The organism is Pseudomonas sp. A-R-19 (assembly GCF_019956575.1).
Classification (GTDB): Bacteria; Pseudomonadota; Gammaproteobacteria; order Pseudomonadales; family Pseudomonadaceae; genus Aquipseudomonas.
Window position 1 is genome coordinate 35,880 of record NZ_JAHBDR010000038.1, and the last position, 21,783, is coordinate 57,662.

The following is a 21,783-nucleotide window of genomic DNA, read 5'->3' on the forward strand; positions in this document are numbered from 1 at the left end:
CAAGCCCGCTCCCACAGGAGATCGCATTCCAATGTGGGAGCGGGCTTGCTCGCGAATGAGACGACTCGGTGGATCAGACTGGACGCACCAGATCAGGCAAGTCCGGCAACTTCTTCGGCGAGCAGATTCGCACCCGCTTCTGCCGGTTCAACTCGCCACTGATCAAACTGACCTGGCTCTTGGACACGCCAAAGGCCTTGGCCAGGAACGCCATCAGATAGGCGTTGGCCTTGCCCTCGACCGGCGGCGCGGTCAGGCGGATCTTCAGGCGATCACCGTGCAGCCCGCAGAAACCATCGCTACGGGCTGCCGGTTGCAGGTGACACTCCAGAATCAGGTCGTCACCTTCCCAGCGAAACCAGCTCACCGGGTCAGATCAACACGCGGAGGATTTCCGGCATCATGGTCATGGCGGCGAGGTTGTTGATCACCAGCATGTCGATCAGCTTGATCGCCAGGAACGCAAAGATCGGCGACAGATCCAGCCCGCCCAGGTTCGGCAGGAACTTGCGGAACGGCGCCAGGGCTGGCCCGCAGATGTCGTTCACCAGTTCGGCGCCCGGGTTATGGCTGCCCGGGGCGACCCAGGACAGGATCACGCTGATGATCAGGGCAAAGAAGAAAATATTCAGGAACAGCGCGGTCACACCGATGATCGACCAGATCAGCAGTTGCAGCGGATTACCAGTGGTGCCGTAGGTCAGCAACAGGGTCAGGGCCATCAGTGCCAGTTGCACCAGGATCGCCAGCACCAGCGAGGACATGTCCAGGCCGAACACGCTCGGGATGATTCGGCGCAGCGGCTTGAGCAGCGGCTGGGTGGCTTTCACGGCGAACTGGCAGATCGGGTTGTAGAAGTTCGCCCGCACCAGTTGCAGTACGAAGCGCATCAGCACGATCAGCAGGTACAGGCTGCCGAGGGTTTGCAGCACGTAGACCGCTGCGGTGTTCAATCCAATCATGAAAAGCTCCTTATTGACCCAGTTGTTCGGCCATCTCGGCCGAGCGATGCGCGGCAGCGCCGAGTGCTTTCTCGACCATGGCTTCAAAACCATTGGCCTGGAACGACTTGATTGCAGCTTCAGTGGTGCCAGCAGGCGAGGTGACACGGCGGCGCAACTCGGCGGCGTCGACGTCGCTGGAGACAGCCATGTGGGCGGCGCCCAGTGCGGTTTGCAATGTCAGTTGCGCGGCGATGTCCGCCGGCAGGCCGAGTTTCACACCCGCGGCGGTCATGGCTTCGATCAGCAGGAAGAAATACGCCGGGCCCGAACCGGAAACGGCAGTGACGGCGTCCAGTTGCTGCTCTTCATTCAGCCAAAGGGCGATGCCGACCGCGGACAGCAGCTCCTGGGCGTGCTGACGCTGTTCGGCAGTCACTTCGGCGGTGGCGAACAGGCCGCTCACGCCCTGACGCAACAGCGCCGGGGTGTTGGGCATGCAGCGCACGATCGGCTGGGCGCCGAGCCAGTTGTTCATGCTGGCGCAAGTGATGCCTGCGGCAATCGACACCACCAGCTGATGGGGCTTGAGGCTTGGGCGAATCGCTTCGCACACGGCTTTCATCGCCTGCGGCTTGACCGCGAGGACGACGACGTCGGCGCCGTCGATGGCCTGGGCGTTGCCGGCGAAGGTTTCGATGCCGTGCTCAGCGCTCACGCGGGCACGGGTTTCTTCGCCCGGATCGCTGGCACGGATCTGCGCCGCTTCCAGACCCTTGGCCCGCAGGCCGCCGATCAGGCTGGCGGCCATGTTGCCGGCACCGATAAAGGCAATACGCGTCTTGCTCATGTCAGGTCCTTATAAAGAAGAGAGTCAGCCATGGGTTATGGCCGATCGTAATCGCGAGCGCCAAACAAGGCCGTTCCGATACGGACCCAGGTGGCACCCTGGGCGATGGCCGACTCAAGGTCGTGGCTCATGCCCATGGAAAGTGTGTCGAGTGGCAGGTTCAGGCTGGCCTGCAGGCTTTGCACGGCAGCAAACGCGGCATCCTGGGCGGCGCGATCTTCAGTCGGCTCAGGGATAGCCATCAGCCCGCGCAATTTCAAGCGCGGCAGGGCGCTGATGGCATTGGCCAGGGCCGGCAGATCGGCCGGGGTACAGCCGGATTTGCTGGCTTCACCGCTGACATTGACCTGAATGCAGATGTTCAGGGGCGGCAAGTCGGCGGGACGTTGTTCGGACAGGCGTTGTGCGATTTTCAGACGATCCACGGAATGCACCCAGTCGAAGTGCTCGGCGATAGCACGAGTCTTGTTCGATTGAATGGGGCCAATGAAGTGCCAGATCAAGGGCAGGTCGGCCAGTTCCAATTGTTTGCCCAGCGCTTCCTGCAGGTAGTTCTCGCCAAAGTCGCGCAGGCCGGCGGCGTAGGCTTCACGCAGGTCTTGTGCGGGTTTGGTCTTGCTCACGGCCAGCAACCGGACACTGTTTTCGGCGCGGTTGGCGGCGAGTGTTGCGGCGTTTATGCGCGAACTAACCTGAAGAATGTTGTCTGCTATGGTGGACATCAAGAGGCGCCAGCGGTCTGAAGGTTCGCGGCATTCTACTGGAATTGAGAGGCGCAATGGATATCACCGAACTGCTGGCATTCAGCGCTAAACAGGGTGCATCCGACCTGCACTTGTCCGCCGGCCTGCCGCCGATGATTCGGGTAGATGGCGATGTGCGGCGCATCAACCTGCCGGCCCTCGATCATGCTCAGGTGCAGGCGCTGATCGATGCAATCATGAATGACGCCCAGCGGGTGGACTTCGAGAACCATCTGGAAACCGATTTTTCCTTTGAGGTGCCCGGTGTGGCGCGTTTTCGGGTCAATGCATTCAATCAGAACCGTGGCGCGGGCGCGGTGTTTCGCACCATCCCGTCGAAAGTGCAGAGCATGGACGAACTGGGCATGGGGGATGTGTTCCGCAAAATGACCGATGCGCCCCGTGGCCTGGTGCTGGTGACAGGTCCCACCGGCTCCGGCAAGTCCACCACGCTGGCGGCGATGATCGATTACCTGAACACTCATCGTCATCACCACATCCTTACCATCGAGGACCCTATCGAATTCGTCCACGAGCCGCGCAAATGCCTGATCAACCAGCGTGAAGTCCATCGCGATACCCGTAGTTTCGCCAGCGCCTTGCGTTCGGCACTGCGAGAAGACCCCGATGTGATTCTGGTAGGAGAGATGCGCGATCTGGAGACCATTCGCCTGGCTTTGACCGCCGCCGAAACCGGCCATCTGGTGTTCGGCACGCTGCACACCACGTCTGCGGCGAAAACCATCGACCGGGTGGTCGACGTGTTTCCGGGGGACGAGAAGTCGATGGTGCGCTCGATGCTCTCCGAGTCGCTGCTGGCGGTGGTATCCCAGACCTTGGTGAAAAAGGTCGGTGGTGGGCGCATCGCGGCCCACGAGATCATGCTGGGGACGTCGGCGATCCGCAACCTGATCCGCGAGGACAAGGTGGCGCAGATGTATTCGGCGATTCAGTCGGGAGGGGCGCTGGGGATGCAGACGCTGGATATGAGCTTGAAGGACCTGGTGGCCAGAGGGGTGATCAGTCGTGATCATGCGCGGGAGAAGGCGCGGTCACCGGATGGTTTTTGAAGTTGCGCGGGACCTGTGGCGAGGGGGCTTGCCCCCGTTCGGCTGCGGAGCAGACGCAAAGCAGGCAGCGGGTTGTCCCTGATAAAACCATTAAGCTGGCTTTGGGGGCGCTGCGCGCCCCAACGGGGGCAAGCCCCCTCGCCACAAGTGCTCACCTTCAGGTGGGCATTAGCCAATCAACGCTGAACCACACGCAACTGATTCGGCTCTTTCGGCAGAACCCGCTTGGCAACCACGTAGTGGCTTTCCCAGTACGGTTTCTTCAAAGTGTCGATGCTCACCGACTTGCCGCGACGTGGCGCGTGGATGAAGCGGTCGTTACCCAGGTAAATGGCAACGTGATTGACCCGACGGCTCTTGATGTTGAAGAAAATCAGGTCGCCCGGCTTCAGGTCGTTGCGATCGACTTTCTCCCCATGACCGCTGGCCATGGCGTTGGAGGTGCGTGGCAGGTCGAACGTGGCGTCGTTGAACGCGTATTTCACCAGGCCGCTGCAATCGAAGCCTTTGCTTGGGCTACTGCCGCCCCAACGATAGGGAGTGCCAAGGACGTTCACGGCGCGGCTCAGCACGTCGCTACTGACCTTGGTGCCCATCGGTGGAACCAGGCCGCTGTTGCTGGCCAGGGTTGGAGCATGTTTAGCGGATTTTTTGTCTTTGCTCGAAGGAGCAGAGGCATGGGATTTTGGGGTGTAACCATTAACGTTAGGAAGACGTTGCTCACGATTGGTGGCGTGGGCGGCCAGTGGCATCAAAAGGCAAATGGTTAGCCATGTCTTGAAAAATGAACGCATTAGGCAAGGCTCTTAATAAGTTAGCGCGCAACTTTATAACAGCTTTTTTGCCGCTTCCGAGGCCGTTGGTCGATTCAACCCGGGGGGCAATGGTGGCAAAAAAGCGGCAAAATGGCGCAATTGTCGGACAGAAGTCCGGTGTTACAAGGCTTTGACAGGTGCGAAGCTAGCATTTGCCATACGTCGGGTGCCTGTAAAAAAGTCACAAAGAAATGAAGAATATTTATCTATCGCGCGAATCGAGGTCATTCATGAACCCCTATCAACAGGCTGTCCCGCAACAAGACACCCACAGCAAAGTGATCGGTTACCTGCTGTGGATTTTTGGTTTTACCGGCGCTCACCGCTTCTATTACGGCAAGCCGGTGACCGGGACGATCTGGTTCTTCACCTTTGGCTTGCTGGGGATCGGCTGGCTGATCGACCTTTTCCTGATCCCGGCGATGGATCGCGAGGCTGACCTGCGGTTTACCGCCGGCCCCATCGAATACAACGTGGCGTGGATTCTGCTGACGTTTCTAGGTGTGTTCGGTGTGCATCGGATGTATCAGGGGAAATGGATCAGCGGGTTGCTGTACCTGCTGACGGGCGGGTTGTTCTTTATTGGCGTGCTGTATGACTTCTGGACGTTGAATGACCAGGTTTCGGTGCGCAACGCGCAGAGTCGCGGCGCCTTTTAGTCAGTTGTGGTGAGGGAGCTTGCTCCCGTTGGGTCGCGAAGCGACCCCAAAACAGGTCTGCTGCGCAGCCCAGCGGGGGCAAGCCCCCTCGCCACAGTGTTACGCCTGGTGGCTGATCCGCCCATCCACCAGGGTGTAACGCACCACACCCGGCAGGCTGTGGCCGATGAACGGGCAGTTCTCGCCCTTCGACAACCAGGTTTCACCGGCGACGGTCGAGGCCGCAGGGTCGAACAGCACGATGTCCGCCGCGCCACCCACTGCCAACTTGCCTGCCGGCAGGCGCAAGGCCTCGGCAGGGCCGGTGCTCAGGCGCTTGAGCAGCGTCGGCAGGTCCAACAGGCCGTCTTCGACCAGGGTCATCGCCATCGGCAGCAGCAGTTCGACGCTGCTGATGCCCGCCTCGGTGGCGCCGAACGGTGCCAATTTGGCGTCACGCTCATGGGGTTGGTGGTGACTGGAGATCGCCGAGATCACCCCCGATTTCACCGCAGCACGCAGGCCCTCGCGGTCGGCGCGGGTGCGTAGCGGTGGCTGGACGTGATACAGGCTGCTGAAACCGATCAGAGCTTCGTCGGTCAGGATCAGTTGGTACAGGGCGACATCCGCGGTGACCTTCAGGCCCCGGGCCTGGGCCTGGGCGATCAGTTCCACGCCGCGGGCGCTGGTGAGCTGGCTGAAGTGCGCGCGCACGCCGGTCTGTTCAACCAGCAGCAGATCCCGGGCCAGGGCGACGGTCTCGGCACTTTCCGGAATGCCCGGCAGGCCAAGGAAGCTGGCAGTCGGACCTTCGTGAGCCAGGCCACCTTCGGCCAGGTCGTGATCCTGGGAGTTGAAAATCACCGTCAGGTCGAAGGTTGCTGCGTAGTCCAGCGCGCGGCAGAGGGTGCGGGTGTTGCGGAAGCTCTCCAGGCCATTGCCGAAGGCCACGCAACCGGCATCGCGCAGGGCCACGAGCTCAGCCAGCTGTTCACCGTCCAGACCTTTGCTCAGGGCGCCAATCGGGAAGACTTTGGTGTTGCCAGCCTCACGGGCGCGGTCGAGGATCAGTTCGGCCACGGCCGAGGTGTCCAGCACCGGTTTGGTTTTTGGCGGGCAGCACAGGCTGGTCACGCCGCCAGCCGCCGCTGCGCGGGTCTCGCTGACGATCGAGCCTTTACGGCTGTAACCCGGCTCGCGCAGGGCAACATTGAGGTCGACCAGGCCGGGAGCGGCCACCAGGCCTTTGGCGTCGATCGTGTCGACGGCGATAAAACCGGCTGGCGCAGCGCCAAGGGCGACGACTTTGCAGGCTTCAATATGGATGTCGGTAACTTGATCCAGGCCACTGGCCGGATCGATCACGCGGGCGCCGAGAATGCTGAGCTTCACTGGGCGTTCTCCTGCTCGAATTGGCGCTGGGCTGTTTGCCCGCTCATGGCCATGGACAGCACGGCCATACGAATGGCGATCCCGTAGGTCACCTGGTTGAGGATCACCGAGTGCGGGCCGTCAGCCACTGCGGACTCGATTTCCACGCCACGATTGATCGGCCCCGGGTGCATCACGATGGCATCGGGCTTGGCGCCGGCCAGGCGTGCGGTGGTCAGGCCGAACAGGCGGTAGAACTCGCCTTCGCTCGGCAGCAGGCCGCCGGTCATGCGTTCACGCTGCAGGCGCAACATGATCACCACGTCGACGTCTTTCAGGCCTTCGGTCATGTCGGTGTAGACCTTCACGCCGTATTGCTCGATGCCGATCGGCAGCAGGGTCTTCGGCGCGATCACGCGGATGTCCGGGCAACCGAGGGTTTTCAGGGCCAACATGTTCGAGCGTGCGACCCGCGAGTGCAGGATGTCGCCGACGATGGCCACCGAAAGGTTTTCGAATCCGCCCTTGTGCCGGCGGATGGTCAGCATGTCGAGCATGCCCTGGGTCGGGTGCGCGTGCCGGCCGTCGCCACCGTTGATGATCGCCACCTGCGGGCAGACATGTTCGGCGATGAAGTGCGCGGCCCCGGAATCACCGTGACGCACGACGAACATGTCGGCGGCCATGGCTTCGAGGTTGCGCAGGGTGTCGAGCAGGGTTTCGCCCTTGCTCGCCGACGACGTCGACACGTTGAGGGTGATCACGTCCGCTGAGAGCCGCTGGGCCGCCAGTTCGAAGGTGGTGCGGGTGCGGGTCGAGTTCTCGAAGAACACGTTGCATACGGTCTTGCCGCGCAGCAGCGGGACTTTCTTCACGGCCCGGGCGCCGACTTCGAGGAAGGAGTCGGCGGTGTCGAGGATTTCCGTCAACAGCTCGCGGCGCAAACCGTCGAGCGAGAGGAAGTGGCGCAGCTGGCCCTGATCATTGAGCTGCAGCGGGCGCTTGGTTTCTAGAGGCGTCATCGCAAGGGGGACTCTCAATAGGGCGAATTAAAGGGCGAGGTCTTGCAGTTCGAGCGCGAGCTCCGGGCCGGACAGCTTCACCCGTTCGTGGGCAGCCAGCGACAGGGTCGCGCCAACCACGTTCGGGCGGATCGGCAGTTCGCCGGCGTCCAGGTCCAGCATGCACACCAGCGTTACGCTGGCCGGGCGGCCGTAGTCGAACAGTTCGTTCATGGCGGCGCGGATGGTCCGGCCGCTCATCAGCACGTCGTCGATCAGCACCAGGTGCTGGCCTTCGATCTCGAACGGCAGCGCGGAAGGGCGAACCTGCGGGTGCAGGCCGTTCTGGCTGAAATCGTCGCGGTAGAAGGATACGTCCAGGGTGCCGAGGGGCTCATCGCTGCCCAGCTCCTTGAGCAGGGCTTGGGCCACCCAGACGCCGCCGGTACGAATGCCGATGTAACGCGGTTCGCTGATGCCTCGTTTGGCCAGATAGGCGTCAAGTCGGGTTGCCATCTGGCTGATCAGTTCGGCGGGATTGGGCAGGCTCATGGTTGCTCCTTCTTGGGCCCGAGCCGGCTTGTGCGGGAGTGGCTCGGGTTGTAGCTAAGAGAGACGCGCAGCGGCTCTTCAGGATTCAAACAGTGCGGTGTTTTCGTCCAGCCAGCCTTGCAGTAGCAGGGCGGCGGCGATGGCATCGATCGGGTTGTCGCGGTAACTGCCTTTCTGGCCACCACGAGCCAGGCGTTCGCCCTTGGCCTCGAAGGTGGTCAGGCGTTCATCGTGGGTATAGAAGGGCAGGTTGAAGCGGCCGTTCAGGCGCCGGGCGAACTTTTCCGCGCGGGCGCACATGTCGCTGGGCGTGCCGTCCATGTTCAACGGCAGGCCGACCACCACGGCATCAGGCTTCCACTCTTTGATGAGGGCTTCGACCTGGTTCCAGTCGGGGATGCCGTTCTGCGCTTTCAGGGTGCACAGTTCACGGGCCTGGCCGGTCACCACCTGGCCGACCGCAACGCCAATCTGTTTGGTGCCGTAGTCGAATCCGAGAATCAACCGCAGGGCCATCAGGCGTGCCCCGCCTGGCTGGTCAGCAGGCTGAGGTTGACGCCCAGGTGCTTGGCCGCCGCTTCCAGGCGCAGTTCGCTGCTGGTGTTGAACAGGATGTCCGCGTCAAATGGGCAGTTCAGCCAGGCATTCTGTGCCAGTTCGGCTTCCAGCTGCCCGGCTTCCCAACCGGCATAGCCGAGGGCAATCAGGCTTTTTGCCGGGCCGACGCCATCAGCGATGGCGAACAGAATGTCCTGGGTGGTCGATAGGGATAACTCGTCTTCCAGATCAACGGTTGCCTGGAACGTCAGCCCCTTGGGGTGAAGGACGAAGCCACGATCGGTCTGCACCGGGCCGCCGATAAAGATCGGCACATGCTGGCAGAGCGCTGGCGGTTCGATATCCGGGCGCAATTGCTCAAGGATATCGGCCAGGCTCAGCTCTTGCGGACGGTTGACCACCAGCCCCATGGCCCCATTGGCCGTGTGCTCGACGATATAGGTCAAGGTGTGCGCAAAGTTCGGGTCGGCCATGTGCGGCATGGCGATCAGGAATTGATGCTTGAGGTAGCTGGGGCTGACGTTTTTCATGTGCGCTAGTGTGGCGTTCGAGGGGCGAACTGACAAGCTGGGGATGGCGCATTTTGGTAGTCGACACCGATCAAATGTGGGAGCGGGCTTGCTCGCGAAGGCGTCGTGTCAGTCGACATTTATATTGAATGACAGACCGCATTCGCGAGCAAGCCCGCTCCCACAGGGGGTTGCGGTGAATCAATTGCTGGAGAGTCGATCCCCGCGGGCAAATTTCCAGGTGCGGATGATCTCCAGCCGGTCAATATCCGACAGATCACCGGTAAACGGTGCAAACGGCGCCGCCAGCCGGACGATCCGTTGCGCCGCCTGGTCCAGCAGGGGCTGGCCTGAAGACTCCAGCACCAGCACTTCATACAGCGAACCGTCGCGATTGATCGACACCATCAAGCGCAAGTTGCCGTAGATCTGCTTGCGCCGCGCTTCGTCGGGGTAGTTGAGGTTGCCGATGCGCTCGACTTTCTTGCGCCATTCGTCCTTGTACCAGGCGCCCTTGTCGCGCATGGTCGAGGCCGCGCTCAAGCGGTGAATGCGCGGGCGTTTGGCGTACAGCTGTTGTTCGGCGGCCAGTTCCGCTTCGAGGCTGGCGATGTCACTGGACAGCTGCTCGCTGTCGAACGTCGGTGCCTGGACCTGAGGCTTGACCTCGGTCTTGGGTTCCTCGGTCTTGGCCGGGGCTTTTTTCGGCTTCGGCGCCACGGTGGTCACGGCAGCCTTGGGCGGGGCTTCCTGTACTTCGGGCTTGGCGGCCGGCGGTGGCGTGACTTTCTGTACCTTGTTGTCCTGGAATGGCGCGACCTCGGTGGTCTTGGGAATCGCCTTTTTAGCCAGGGTGCCGCTGCCTTGCTGATTCTCCTGGGCCAGGAAATCGGCTTTCTCGGGCTTCTTTTCGCTTTTGAAGGTGGCGAGGGTGATTTCCAGGGTCTTGCTGATCTGCTTGGGCTCGACCACTGCAAACCCGATACCCAACAGCAAGGCCAGATGGATCAGCGCGGCCAGGAACAGGGTAAAACCGAGGCGATCGGCCGGGCGCACGCCACGATGGGCGAGTTCGACAGGCAGATCGGACGGGAGGGTCATGACAAAAAAACCAACATCGCGTTTTCACAGGCCGCGCATGATAACGCAATGTTGGTTTGGCTAATCAACGTGCCTTGAGCTTCTGATCGATGGCATCCATCAACATGCCGCCAATATCGGTGCCAAACGCGTTATCAATTTCGCGAATGCAGGTCGGGCTGGTGACGTTGATCTCGGTCAGGTGCTCGCCGATCACGTCCAGGCCAACGAACAACAGGCCTTTTTCACGCAGGGTCGGGCCGACTTGCGCGGCGATCCAGCGGTCCTTGTCGGTCAGCGGGCGGGCTTCGCCACGGCCACCGGCGGCGAGGTTGCCACGGGTTTCGCCCTGGGCCGGGATCCGCGCCAGGCAATAATCCACAGGCTCGCCGTCGATCATCAGGATGCGCTTGTCGCCGTCCTTGATGGCCGGCAGGTAGGCCTGGCCCATGATCTGCTGGGCGCCGAGGGCGGTCAGGGTTTCGAGGATCACCGACAGGTTCGGGTCGCCCGCGCGGTGACGGAAAATCGATGTGCCGCCCATGCCGTCCAGTGGCTTGAGGATCACATCGCCGTGTTTGGCGGCGAACTCACGCAGCACGTCGGCGCGGCGGCTGACCACGGTCGGCGGGGTGCACTGCGGGAACAGCGTGGCGAACAGCTTTTCGTTGCAGTCGCGCAGGCTTTGCGGCTTGTTGACCACCAGCACGCCGGCGCGCTCGGCCTGTTCCAGCAAGTAGGTGGAGTAGACGAACTCCATGTCGAACGGCGGATCCTTGCGCATCAGGATCACGTCCAGATCGCTCAGCAGCGCATCGCTTTCAGCACCCAGTTCGAACCATTTTTCCGGGTTGGCGAACACCTGCAGCGGACGCATCCGCGCCCGGGCCTCACCTTCGCCTTGGTACAAGTCGCGCTGTTCCATGTAGAACAGCTCCCAGCCACGCTTCTGCGCGGCCAGCAACATGGCCAGCGAGCTATCCTTTTTATAGGAAATGCTGGCGATAGGGTCCATGACAATCCCGACGCGAACGCTCATTGGGTTTTCCTCGAAATTTTGGGGCGAGAACCGCCTTTCTGTAGGAGCGAGCCTGCTCGCGATGAACTCAAGGACACCGCGGGGTGTCAGGTTTCCCGCGTCATCGTTGACGTCCATCGCGAGCAGGCTCGCTCCTACAATTAAAAGCAGCGATGCCGTATAAAAGTGGCGTCAGAGTGGCGCTGAGTGTGTTCCCGGTCAAGGAAAAACCACCTTGCGGGTCGGCCGATAGATTGGTTCTGGAGACTGTGCTAAAAAGGCTGCCATGTCGTGCTGGCCCTTGAGCACCAAGGGTTTCGAGCCGCGTTAACCGGCAAACGGACAAATTGTTTCGCAAAGGCGACGGTAGAGCATTTTATGGAACAGCACCCCAGCGCCTTGAAGGTCATGGTGATCGATGATTCGAAGACGATTCGTCGCACCGCCGAAACGCTGCTCAAGAATGTGGGTTGTGAGGTCATCACGGCCATCGACGGTTTTGATGCCTTGGCCAAGATTGCCGACACCCACCCCGGCATCATCTTTGTCGACATCATGATGCCGCGCCTGGATGGCTACCAGACCTGCGCCCTGATCAAGAACAACAGCGCGTTCAAGTCCACGCCGGTGATTATGCTGTCATCCAAGGACGGCCTGTTCGACAAGGCCAAGGGGCGCATCGTCGGCTCTGACCAGTTTTTGACCAAGCCTTTCAGCAGGGAAGAATTGCTTGATGCGATCCAGGCTCATGTTCCTGGTTTCGCCGCCGTTTTGCCGCAGTAGGACACGCACAGTGACGCTCGGCCATCGGGCCCGGCGTCGACAAGAATGGGGAAGACCATGGCACGTATTCTGATCGTCGATGATTCGCCGACCGAAATGTACAAACTGACCGGCATGCTGGAAAAGCACGGTCATGAAGTGTTGAAAGCAGAAAACGGCGCCGACGGCGTGGCCCTGGCCCGCCAGGAAAAACCCGACGCGGTCCTGATGGACATCGTCATGCCCGGCCTCAACGGCTTCCAGGCGACCCGCCAGCTGACCAAGGACCCCGAAACCGGGCACATTCCGGTGATCATCATCACCACCAAGGATCAGGACACCGACAAGGTCTGGGGCACGCGCCAGGGCGCCAAGGACTACCTGACCAAACCGGTCGACGAAGACACCCTGATCAAAACCCTGAACAACGTGTTGGCCGGTTGATCTTCAGGTCATGAACGAGTCGCTGACGGCTTTCGAGCTGCTGCTGCAAATCGACCAGCGCTGTCGTTTGCTGGCGGCGGACTTGCCGTCCCAGCCACCCCGGCGGGACAGTTGGAGCGGCATCGGTTTTCGCCTGGGCGAGCACTGGTATGTCGCGCCCATGAGCGAAGTCAGCGAAGTCTTGCATGAGCCGCGTTTCACCCAGCTACCGGGGGTCAAGTCCTGGGTCAAGGGCGTTGCCAACCTGCGCGGGCGTTTGCTGCCGATCATGGATTTGTGCGGCTTCTTCGGGCACGAGCTTTCGGCGGTGCGCCGACAGCGGCGGGTGTTGGTGGTGGAGCATGAAGAGGTGTTTGCCGGGCTGCTGGTCGATGAAGTCTTCGGCCTCCAGCACTTTGCCCAGGACAGCCTGGAGCCGGTGCCGGCAGACGAGTTGAAGGGGCCGATGGCGACGTTCGTCAAGGGCCGGTTTCAGCGCGAGCAGTGCTGGCAGGTGTTCAGCCCGTTTGCGTTGACGCAGTCCCAGGGATTCATGAGCGTCGCGGTGTAAGCGGAACAACAGAGAACCAATGTGGGAGCGGCTTGCTCGCGAAGAGGGCAGTCCATTCAACATTGATATTGGCTGATCTACCGCTTTCGCGAGCAAGCCCGCTCCCACAGGGTCTCGGGTAAGCGCAGAAGTTGCTTAACAGGCGAGGACCGATGATAAAAGCAAAAGCAGGCAAGCCAATGGAAGGGTCGCGCAGCCGGTCGCAGATTATCGTGCTGTTCATCGCGCTGATCGTCTTCATCATGCTGCTGTTCGCCAACTTCGCGTACCTCAACACCCAGGCTACCTACGACAAACAGTACATCGGCCACGCCGGCGAGCTGCGCGTGCTGTCCCAGCGCATTGCCAAGAACGCCACCGAAGCCGCCGCCGGCAAGGCTGCCGCGTTCAAGTTGCTCAGCGATGCGCGCAACGACTTTGCCCGGCGTTGGGGTTATCTGAAGAAGGGCGACCCGGCCACCGGCCTGCCGCCGGCCCCCGCCACCGTGCGTCCAGAGATGCGCGCAGTGCAACAGGACTGGGAACGCCTGCTGAAAAACACCGACGCGATTCTCTCCAGCGAACAAACCGTATTGTCGCTGCATCAGGTCGCCGCGACCCTGGCCGAAACCGTGCCGCAGTTGCAGGTCGAGTACGAAAAGGTCGTCGAGATTCTCTTGCAGCGGGGCGCCCCGGCGGCCCAGGTCGCGATGGCCCAGCGCCAATCACTGTTGGCCGAGCGGATCCTCGGCGCGGTCAACACGGTATTGGCCGGCGACGAAAACTCACAGCAGGCCGCCGATGCGTTCGGACGTGACGCAACGCAGTTCGGCAAGGTGCTCAACGGCATGCTGCAGGGCGACCCGGCGCTCAAGGTCAGCCAGGTCGAAGACCACGACGCCCGTGCGCGACTCGCGGAAATCGCCGAGCTGTTCGAGTTCGTCTCCGGCTCGGTGGACGAGATCCTCGAAACCTCGCCGGAGCTGTTCAAGGTCCGCGAATCGGCCTCGAACATTTTCAGCCTGTCGCAAACCCTGCTCGACGAGGCCTCACACCTGGCCAGCGGTTTTGAAAACATGGTCGGCGGACGCACCACCGATACCATTGGCGGTTATGTGCTGGGCTTGCTGGCGCTGACTTCGATCATCCTGATCGGCCTGGTGATGGTGCGCGAAACCAATCGTCAGCTGCGCGAAACCGCCGAGAAAAACGAGCGTAACCAGAACGCGATCATGCGCTTGCTCGACGAGATCGAGGACCTCGCCGACGGCGACCTCACGGTGACGGCCTCGGTGACCGAAGACTTTACCGGCACCATCGCCGACTCGATCAATTACTCCGTCGACCAGCTGCGCGATCTGGTCGCGACCATCAACCTCACCGCCGGCCAAGTGGCCGCCGCCGTGCAGGAAACCCAGGCCACCGCCATGCACCTGGCCCAGGCGTCTGAGCACCAGGCCCAACAGATTTCCGAGGCCTCCACGGCGATCAACGACATGGCCGAGTCCATCGACCAGGTGTCGGCCAACGCGGCAGAATCTTCGGCGGTTGCCGAGCGCTCGGTGGAGATCGCCAACAAGGGCAACGAGGTGGTGCATAACACGATCCACGGCATGGACAACATTCGCGAGCAGATTCAGGACACCGCCAAGCGCATCAAGCGCCTGGGCGAGTCGTCCCAGGAAATCGGTGACATTGTCAGCCTGATCGATGACATTGCCGACCAGACCAACATCCTTGCCCTCAACGCGGCCATCCAGGCGTCCATGGCCGGTGACGCCGGTCGCGGTTTCGCGGTGGTCGCCGATGAAGTGCAACGCCTGGCCGAGCGCTCATCCGCCGCCACCCGGCAGATCGAAACCCTGGTGCGGGCGATCCAGACCGACACCAACGAAGCGGTCATCTCCATGGAGCAGACCACGACCGAGGTGGTGCGTGGCGCCCGTCTGGCGCAGGATGCCGGTGTGGCACTGGAGGAAATCGAAGGCGTGTCGAAGACGCTCGCGGCGCTGATCCAGAGCATTTCCAATGCGGCGCAGCAGCAGACGTCGTCGGCCGGCCAGATCTCCCTGACGATGAACGTGATCCAGCAGATCACCTCGCAGACGTCGTCGGGTTCCACTGCCACGGCCGACAGCATCGGCAACCTGGCGAAAATGGCCAGCCAGTTGCGCCGTTCGGTGTCCGGCTTCACCTTGCCGGCGGCCAAGGCGCAGGTTGTGGACAAGGCGTGAACCGCCCGCAGGTAGAACTATTGTGACTGGAGTGGTTATGGGTGATCGGCACGACTATGTGGCCCTCGAGTGGGTCAAGGGCGAGATTGCCGAAACGCTGAAACAGGCTCATCACGCGATTGAAAACCTGCTCGATGACCCGCAGGCGACCCAAGCGCTGGATGATTGCCTTTCGTGCATCCATCAGGTCCACGGCAGCTTGCAGATGGTCGAGTTCTACGGTGCGGCGTTGCTCGCCGAAGAAATGGAACAATTGGCCGTGGCCTTGCAGGGCAATCGTGTCAGCCATCGCGACGAGGCGTTGCACCTGTTGATGCAGGCCCTCGGGCAGTTGCCGATCTACCTGGACCGGGTGCAAGGGGCGCGTCGCGATTTGCCCTTGGTGGTGTTGCCCCTGATCAACGACCTGCGCAGTGCCCATGGTGAAAGCCTGCTGTCGGAAACCAGCCTGTTCAGCCCGCAATTGCCGGAGTTGCCAGCGCTGGACGCACAAGCGCTGGCGCAGCTGGAACCGGCCGAATTACCCAATGTGCTGCGCAAGTTGCGGCAGATGCTGCAAATGGCGCTGGTCGGCTTCCTGCGTGAGCAAGACAACGACACCAACCTCGATTACCTGGCCAAGGTCTTCGCCCGCCTCGAAGCGCTGTGCGCCAATGCGCCCCTGAGCCCGTTATGGCAGGTGGCATCGGCGCTGGTCGAAGGCATGCAGGGCGGCGCGATCGCCAACAGCCCGGCCTTGCGCAGCCTGTTCAAGGATGCCGACAAGGAACTCAAGCGCCTGCTCGAACAAGGCATGCACGGCATCAACCAATCGGCCCCGCCGGAGCTGCTCAAGAGTTTGCTCTTCTACATTGCCAAGGCCGAACATCCCACCGGGCAGATGCTGACCATGAAAGAACGCTACTCACTGGACGAGGCGCTGCCTGACAGCGCGATGGTCGATGAAGAACGCGCGCGGCTGGCCGGTCCTGACCGTGACGCCATGCGCTCGGTCCTGGCGGCGCTGTGCGAAGAACTGGTGCGGGTCAAGGAGCGTCTGGATCTGTTCGTGCGCAGTGACCGCCAGCACACGTCTGACCTCGAAAGCCTGCTGGCGCCGCTGCGGCAAATCGCCGACACCCTGGCAGTCCTGGGCTTCGGCCAGCCGCGCAAGGTGATCATCGACCAACTGGCGGTGGTGCTCAGCCTCGCACAGGGCCAGCGCGAACCCAACGATGCGATCCTCATGGACGTTGCCGGGGCCTTGCTGTACGTCGAAGCGACACTGGCCGGCATGGTCGGGACCGTGGAGCCGGAGAGCCAGGATGACAATCGCCTGCCAACCACCGACCTGACGCAGATCCATCAGATCGTGATCAAGGAGGCCCGCATCTGTTTACAGCAGGCCAAGGACATGATCGTCGACTACATCGACGCCGATTGGGACCGCCAGCATTTGCAGGCGCTGCCGGCCTTGCTGACCCAGGTGCGCGGCGCCCTGGCGATGATTCCGTTGAGCCGGGCGGCGAGCCTGGTGGAAACCTGCAATCACTTCATTCGCGAGCACCTGTTGTTCGAGCCGGGTCAACCGGGCTGGCAGGAGCTGGACAGCCTGGCCGACGTGATCACCAGCATCGAGTACTACCTCGAACGTCTCAGTGATGACCCGCAAGCGCAGGGCGAAAACCTGCTCGATGTCGCGGAAAAAAGCCTGGCGAGCCTCGGCTTTTTCCCCAGTGAGCAGCATGTGCCGGTGCTTGATGAGGTGCTCAACCCGAGCGAAGCGCAGGTCATGCAGATGATGCGGGAGCTGGAAGATCCGCAGACCGTCCAGACCCTGGCCGATGTGCTTGCCAGCCCGGTTTCGAGCCTGAACCCGCCCGCGCTGAACACCCCGGGCAGCCTGCTGCCGCCGCCCGCAGGCGAAGAGCCGGTGGACGAGGAACTGCGCGAAGTGTTCCTCGAAGAAACCGACGAAGTCCTGGAAATCCTGCGCGAGTACTTGCCGCGCTGGTCGGCCAACCCTGACAACCACTCGGCCCTGAGTGAGCTGCGCCGCGCCTTTCATACCCTCAAGGGCAGTGGCCGCATGGTCCGCGCCCTGGTGCTGGGCGAGCTGGCTTGGGCCGTGGAAAACCTGCTCAACCGCGTACTGGAAGACAGCGTGGAGCCGGGCGCTACGGTGCAGCAACTGATCGGCGATGTGCTGCATCTGCTGCCGGAGCTGGTGGCTGAATATGCCGCCAATGCCCAGCGTCAGCGCAACGATGTCGATCAGTTGGCCGCCCGCGCCCATGCCCTGGCCAAGGGCGATGAACCGGTGTCCGATGAGGATACCCAAGACGTCGCGGCCCTCGACCCGCTGTTGCTGGAGATCTTCCGCAAAGAGGCCGAAACCCATCTGGGCAGCCTCAATCGCTTCCTTGATCAGGCCGCCGAACATGTACCGCTGCAGGCCAGCGACGAATTGCAGCGCGCCTTGCACACCCTCAAGGGCAGTGCCTCCATGGCCGGTGTCTTGCCGATTGCCGAGCTGGCCACACCGCTGGATCAACTGGCCCGGGAATACAAGGCGCACCTGATCGCACTGGACCTGGATGAAGTCGAATTGCTGCTGGAGGCAGAAGGGCTGTTCCGCCTTGGTTTGCGCCAGCTCAAACGCGATCCGCTGGCGGAAATTCCCGGTGCGCGGAGTTTGATCGAACGCGCCAGGGCACTGCTGGCCGAGCGTCTGGAAAACCTCCTGAATACCCCGAACACCGGGCTGCGGGTCAAGCGCGATCCGCAACTGATCAACAACTTCCTCGCCCAGGGCATGGACATCCTGCTGGACGCCGAAAGCCTGTTGCAGCGTTGGCAGCAACACCCCGGCGAACGTCAGGAACTCAGCGCGCTGCTGGACGAATTGACCACCCTCGGCGAAGGCGCCCATCTGGCCGATTTGCACCCGGTGGATGAGTTGTGCGAGGCGTTGCTCGATCTCTACGGTGCCGTGGAAGAAAGCAGCCTCGCGGTCAGCGAGCGGTTTTTCCATGAGGCACAGGGTGCTCACGAAGCGCTGATCAACATGCTCGACGAACTGGCCGCCGGTCAGGAAGTCAGCCCGCAACCGCAACGGATCAGGGCCTTGCGCGAGCTGCTCGACGAGAGCCTCGACCCGTCGGCCATGGGCCTGATCCGCAGCGATGGCAGCCGCAGCCTGAGCATCCGCGAACTGGGCGCAGCCACCGCCGAACTGGAGCACACGCTGCCCCCTGCACCTGTAGGAGCGAGCTCGCTCGCGATGGACTCAAAGGCGCCGCGTTTATCCAATGACAACACGTCATCGTTAACGCCCATCGCGAGCGAGCTCGCTCCTACAGGAGAGGGGCGTGGGCTGGACGATGAAATCGTGGCGATCTTCCTTGAGGAAGCGGTGGATATCCTCGAAAGCGCCGGTCAGGCCTTGCAGCGCTGGTTGCGCGATTCGGACAACGCCGCGCCGCTGTCGTCCCTGCAACGGGATCTGCACACCCTCAAGGGCGGCGCGCGCATGGCCGAGGTCGGGCCGGTCGGCGATCTGGCCCATGAGCTGGAAAACCTTTACGAAGGGCTGGTAGATCGTCGCTATGCCTTCAGCGAGTCACTGGCGGTGCTGTTGCAGCACAGCCATGACCGTTTGGCGCAGTACCTTGAGCAGCTACAGCACCGCCAGCCGTTGGACGACTGCGCCGAACTGATCGAGGCCATTCGCGCCTACCGGCAGGGCCATGCGGGCACCACCGAGGTCAGCGAACCGGCGGCCACCCAGGATTCGGCCGCCCATGATCCCGAATTGCTGGAGATCTTCCTCGAGGAAGGTTTCGACATCATCGAAAGCTCCGGGGCGGCGCTGGAGCGCTGGCAGGCCCAGCCTGCGAATCGCCAGGAAGTGGAAACCCTGCTGCGCGATCTGCACACCCTCAAGGGCGGCGCGCGCATGGTGGAAATCGCCGCGATTGGCGATCTGGCCCATGAACTGGAGTTCCTCTACGAAGGCCTGTCCACTGGCATGTTGCAACCGACGGCGCCGTTGTTTGCGCTGTTGCAGCGCAGCCATGACCGCCTCGCGCAGATGCTCGACGCGGCCCGCGCCGGTGAGCCGATGCCGCCGGCCGACCGCTTGATCGATGCGATCAAGAACTTCAGCCACCCGGCGGTGCCTGAAGCGTCCACGCCGGTTGCGCCATCGACCACGCCCAAGGCCGAGCCGCTGGCGTCGCCGTCCGATGCCGGCGCCGACATGGTCAAGGTCTCGGCGGAACTGCTCGACGATCTGGTCAACCTGGCCGGTGAAACCTCGATCTTGCGTGGCCGCATCGAACAGCAGGTCAACGATGCGCACATCGCCCTGAGTGAGATGGAGACCACCATCGAGCGCATGCGCGACCAGTTGCGCCGCCTCGATACCGAAACCCAGGGGCGGATCCTCAGCCGTCAGCAGGTCGACGCCGAACGCCTGGGCTACGAAGAATTCGACCCGCTGGAAATGGACCGCCATTCACAGTTGCAGCAACTGTCCCGTGCGCTGTTCGAATCGGCCTCTGACTTGCTCGACCTCAAGGAAACCCTTGAGCGACGCAATCAGGATGCGGAAAACCTGCTGCAACAGCAGGGCCGCATCAACACCGAATTGCAGGAAGGCCTGATGCGCACGCGCATGGTGCCGTTCGAGCGCATGCTCCCGCGTTTGCAGCGCATCGTCCGGCAGGTGGCCGACGAACTGGGCAAGGACGTGGATTTCATCGTCGATAACGCCGAAGGCGAGATGGATCGCAACGTCCTCGAGCGCATGGCCGCGCCGCTGGAGCACATGCTGCGCAACGCCGTCGACCACGGCCTGGAGTCCGTCGAAGCACGGCTGGCGGCGGGGAAACCGGCCAAGGGCAAGATCACCCTCGATCTGCTGCGCGAAGGTGGCGATATCATTTTTGATATCCGCGACGACGGCGCCGGTGTGCCGCTGGACGCCGTGCGGCGCAAGGCGATCAAGCGCGGCCTGCTGTCCCCGAACAGCGTCATCAGCGATCACGACGTGTTGCAGTTCATCCTGCAGCCGGGGTTTTCCACCGCCGAGAAAGTCACCCAGATCTCCGGGCGCGGCGTCGGCATGGACGTGGTGCACGAAGAGGTGCGGCAACTGGGCGGCACCATGAGCATCGACTCGGTGCCCGGGCAAGGCGTGCATTTCCGCATTCGCCTGCCGTTCACGGTATCGGTCAACCGGGCGTTGATGGTGCAGTGCGGTGAGGATCAATATGCGATTCCGCTCAATACCATCGACGGCATCGTTCGTGTCCTGCCCATTGAGCTCGAAGGGTATTTCCGTTTCGATTCGCCCACCTACGAATACGCCGGGCAACGTTACGAGCTGTGCTATCTGGGTGAGCTGCTGAAAACCAGCCCGCGCCCGAAGCTGTTGGGCCAGAGCCTGCCGTTGCCGGTGCTGCTGGTGCAGTGCAACGAACGGCACATCGCGGTGCAGGTGGATGCCATGGCCGGCACCCGTGAGATCGTGGTCAAGAGCCTGGGGGCGCAATTCGCGGCGGTGCAAGGGGTGTCCGGAGCGACGATTCTTGGCGATGGCCGGGTGGTGCTGATTCTGGATTTGCTGGCGCCGATCCGTGCCATGCAGGCCCGTGTGCCCCAGCGTCCGGCGGGGCAAGAAGTCGAGGCCGAACCGCATCGGCCGCTGCTGGTGATGGTGGTCGACGACTCGGTCACCGTGCGCAAGGTCACCAGCCGTTTGCTCGAACGCCACGGCATGAACGTGCTGACCGCCAAGGACGGAGTCGACGCCATGTTGCTGCTGGAAGAGCACATGCCCGACCTGATGCTGCTGGACATCGAGATGCCGCGCATGGATGGTTTCGAAGTCGCGACCCTCGTGCGCAACGACGAACGCCTGCAACACCTGCCGATCATCATGATCACTTCACGTACCGGACAGAAACACCGCGATCGCGCCATGGCCATCGGCGTCAATGACTACCTCGGCAAGCCGTACCAGGAATCGGTGCTGCTCGAAAGCATCGCCTTATGGAGCAAGACCCATGCTTGAGCACCGCACCAGCAACCTCACCGGCCTGCTGCTGCCATTGGCCGACCGCAACCTGATCCTGCCCAACGTTGCCGTTGCCGAGCTGATCGATTACCAGCCACCGGGGACCTTCGACCTCGACACGCCGCCGTGGTACCTGGGCCTGGTGACGTGGCGCGACCGGCAGATTCCGCTGCTGAGTTTCGAGTCGGCCTGCGGGCAGAAAATCGTCATTGGCGAACGTGCGCGGATCGTCATCCTCAACGCCCTTGGCGGGCGCCCCGAGCTGAAATTCATTGCGCTGCTGGTGCAGGGCATTCCGCGCTCCTGCAAGCTCGATAGCCAGTTGAGTTATGTGGATGTGCCGTTGTGTGCGCTGGAGCAGGCGGCGGTGCAGGTGGGGGAGCAGATGGCGAAGGTGCCGGATCTGTTGGCGCTGGAGCAGATGTTGGTGAATGCCGGGTTGGTCGACTGACTTCAGTTTTTGTATTGATGGTGCTGACCTCTTCGCGAGCAAGCCCGCTCCCACAGTTGATCTGTGGTGAACATAAAACCCTGTGGGAGCGGGCTTGCTCGCGAAGGCGTCAGTTCTGACAACCATTACCCTGAGCGTAACGATCCAGCGCTCTGC

Annotated in this window: 20 protein-coding genes; 8 read left to right on the forward strand and 12 right to left on the reverse strand. The window is 62.2% G+C overall.

What is annotated here, in order from left to right:
• Positions 1-73: 73 nt before the first annotated feature.
• The 4 genes from KGA88_RS06345 to KGA88_RS06360 are packed head-to-tail and all read right to left on the reverse strand — an operon-like array spanning position 74 to position 2,513.
• Entirely contained in the window at positions 74-367 is a 294-nt protein-coding gene (locus KGA88_RS06345) for a DUF167 domain-containing protein (RefSeq protein ID WP_223589680.1), read from the reverse strand.
• Positions 368-371: 4 nt separating this feature from the next.
• Complete coding sequence (locus KGA88_RS06350; protein WP_110659970.1) at positions 372-962, reverse strand: YggT family protein; 591 nt, start codon at positions 960-962, stop codon at positions 372-374.
• Positions 963-972: 10 nt separating this feature from the next.
• Positions 973-1,791, reverse strand: coding sequence for a pyrroline-5-carboxylate reductase (proC, locus tag KGA88_RS06355; protein WP_223589682.1), 819 nt, complete (start codon positions 1,789-1,791; stop codon positions 973-975).
• A gap of 35 nt (positions 1,792-1,826) precedes the next feature.
• On the reverse strand, positions 1,827-2,513 hold the full coding sequence (locus tag KGA88_RS06360) for a YggS family pyridoxal phosphate-dependent enzyme (protein WP_110659968.1): 687 nt from the start codon (positions 2,511-2,513) through the stop codon (positions 1,827-1,829).
• A 56-nt stretch (positions 2,514-2,569) separates the two neighbouring features.
• Here KGA88_RS06360 and KGA88_RS06365 point away from each other — a divergent pair, with 56 nt between their 5' ends.
• Positions 2,570-3,604 carry a type IV pilus twitching motility protein PilT gene (locus tag KGA88_RS06365; protein WP_110659967.1) on the forward strand — a complete coding sequence of 345 codons (1,035 nt, stop codon included), beginning with the start codon at positions 2,570-2,572 and terminating at the stop codon, positions 3,602-3,604.
• A 176-nt stretch (positions 3,605-3,780) separates the two neighbouring features.
• Here KGA88_RS06365 and KGA88_RS06370 read toward each other — a convergent pair whose 3' ends face one another.
• Positions 3,781-4,398 carry a C40 family peptidase gene (locus tag KGA88_RS06370; protein WP_110659966.1) on the reverse strand — a complete coding sequence of 206 codons (618 nt, stop codon included), beginning with the start codon at positions 4,396-4,398 and terminating at the stop codon, positions 3,781-3,783.
• Between the two features lie 251 nt (positions 4,399-4,649).
• Here KGA88_RS06370 and KGA88_RS06375 point away from each other — a divergent pair, with 251 nt between their 5' ends.
• Positions 4,650-5,078: an NINE protein gene (locus tag KGA88_RS06375; protein ID WP_223589684.1), complete on the forward strand. Its 429-nt coding sequence runs from the start codon at positions 4,650-4,652 to the stop codon at positions 5,076-5,078.
• Between the two features lie 99 nt (positions 5,079-5,177).
• Here KGA88_RS06375 and KGA88_RS06380 read toward each other — a convergent pair whose 3' ends face one another.
• The 7 genes from KGA88_RS06380 to gshB all read right to left on the reverse strand — a co-directional run bounded on the left by KGA88_RS06380 (position 5,178) and on the right by gshB (position 11,167).
• The gene (locus KGA88_RS06380; protein ID WP_223589686.1) at positions 5,178-6,449 is read right to left on the reverse strand and encodes a dihydroorotase; all 1,272 of its coding nucleotides are present in this window, start codon (positions 6,447-6,449) and stop codon (positions 5,178-5,180) included.
• Positions 6,446-7,450 carry an aspartate carbamoyltransferase catalytic subunit gene (locus tag KGA88_RS06385; RefSeq protein WP_007939362.1) on the reverse strand — a complete coding sequence of 335 codons (1,005 nt, stop codon included), beginning with the start codon at positions 7,448-7,450 and terminating at the stop codon, positions 6,446-6,448. The genes KGA88_RS06380 and KGA88_RS06385 overlap by 4 nt, the downstream gene beginning before the upstream one ends.
• A 27-nt stretch (positions 7,451-7,477) precedes the next feature.
• Positions 7,478-7,981: a bifunctional pyr operon transcriptional regulator/uracil phosphoribosyltransferase PyrR gene (gene pyrR / locus KGA88_RS06390; RefSeq protein WP_110660098.1), complete on the reverse strand. Its 504-nt coding sequence runs from the start codon at positions 7,979-7,981 to the stop codon at positions 7,478-7,480.
• A 78-nt stretch (positions 7,982-8,059) separates the two neighbouring features.
• On the reverse strand, positions 8,060-8,497 hold the full coding sequence (gene ruvX, locus KGA88_RS06395; protein WP_223589689.1) for a Holliday junction resolvase RuvX: 438 nt from the start codon (positions 8,495-8,497) through the stop codon (positions 8,060-8,062).
• On the reverse strand, positions 8,497-9,069 hold the full coding sequence (locus KGA88_RS06400) for a YqgE/AlgH family protein (RefSeq protein ID WP_110660096.1): 573 nt from the start codon (positions 9,067-9,069) through the stop codon (positions 8,497-8,499). The genes ruvX and KGA88_RS06400 overlap by 1 nt, the downstream gene beginning before the upstream one ends.
• A 180-nt stretch (positions 9,070-9,249) precedes the next feature.
• Positions 9,250-10,149, reverse strand: a complete 900-nt coding sequence (locus tag KGA88_RS06405) for an energy transducer TonB (protein ID WP_110660095.1) — start codon at positions 10,147-10,149, stop codon at positions 9,250-9,252.
• A 64-nt stretch (positions 10,150-10,213) separates the two neighbouring features.
• On the reverse strand, positions 10,214-11,167 hold the full coding sequence (gshB, locus tag KGA88_RS06410) for a glutathione synthase (RefSeq protein ID WP_110660094.1): 954 nt from the start codon (positions 11,165-11,167) through the stop codon (positions 10,214-10,216).
• A gap of 357 nt (positions 11,168-11,524) precedes the next feature.
• On the opposite strand from gshB, the gene pilG reads away from it, so the two are divergent.
• The 6 genes from pilG (at position 11,525) to KGA88_RS06440 (ending at position 21,627) form a co-directional block, all read left to right on the forward strand.
• Complete coding sequence (gene pilG / locus KGA88_RS06415; protein WP_223589942.1) at positions 11,525-11,929, forward strand: twitching motility response regulator PilG; 405 nt, start codon at positions 11,525-11,527, stop codon at positions 11,927-11,929.
• A gap of 57 nt (positions 11,930-11,986) precedes the next feature.
• A complete protein-coding gene (gene pilH / locus KGA88_RS06420) occupies positions 11,987-12,352 on the forward strand; it encodes a twitching motility response regulator PilH (protein WP_101209186.1) in 366 nt (121 codons plus the stop codon).
• A 10-nt stretch (positions 12,353-12,362) separates the two neighbouring features.
• Positions 12,363-12,902 (forward strand): chemotaxis protein CheW, encoded by a 540-nt coding sequence (locus KGA88_RS06425; protein WP_223589692.1) that lies wholly within the window; start codon positions 12,363-12,365, stop codon positions 12,900-12,902.
• Between the two features lie 152 nt (positions 12,903-13,054).
• Positions 13,055-15,115: a methyl-accepting chemotaxis protein gene (locus KGA88_RS06430; RefSeq protein ID WP_110660092.1), complete on the forward strand. Its 2,061-nt coding sequence runs from the start codon at positions 13,055-13,057 to the stop codon at positions 15,113-15,115.
• A gap of 37 nt (positions 15,116-15,152) precedes the next feature.
• The gene (locus KGA88_RS06435) at positions 15,153-21,173 is read left to right on the forward strand and encodes an Hpt domain-containing protein (RefSeq protein WP_223589694.1); all 6,021 of its coding nucleotides are present in this window, start codon (positions 15,153-15,155) and stop codon (positions 21,171-21,173) included.
• Positions 21,166-21,627: a chemotaxis protein CheW gene (locus KGA88_RS06440; protein WP_223589696.1), complete on the forward strand. Its 462-nt coding sequence runs from the start codon at positions 21,166-21,168 to the stop codon at positions 21,625-21,627. The genes KGA88_RS06435 and KGA88_RS06440 overlap by 8 nt, the downstream gene beginning before the upstream one ends.
• Positions 21,628-21,783: the final 156 nt, after the last annotated feature.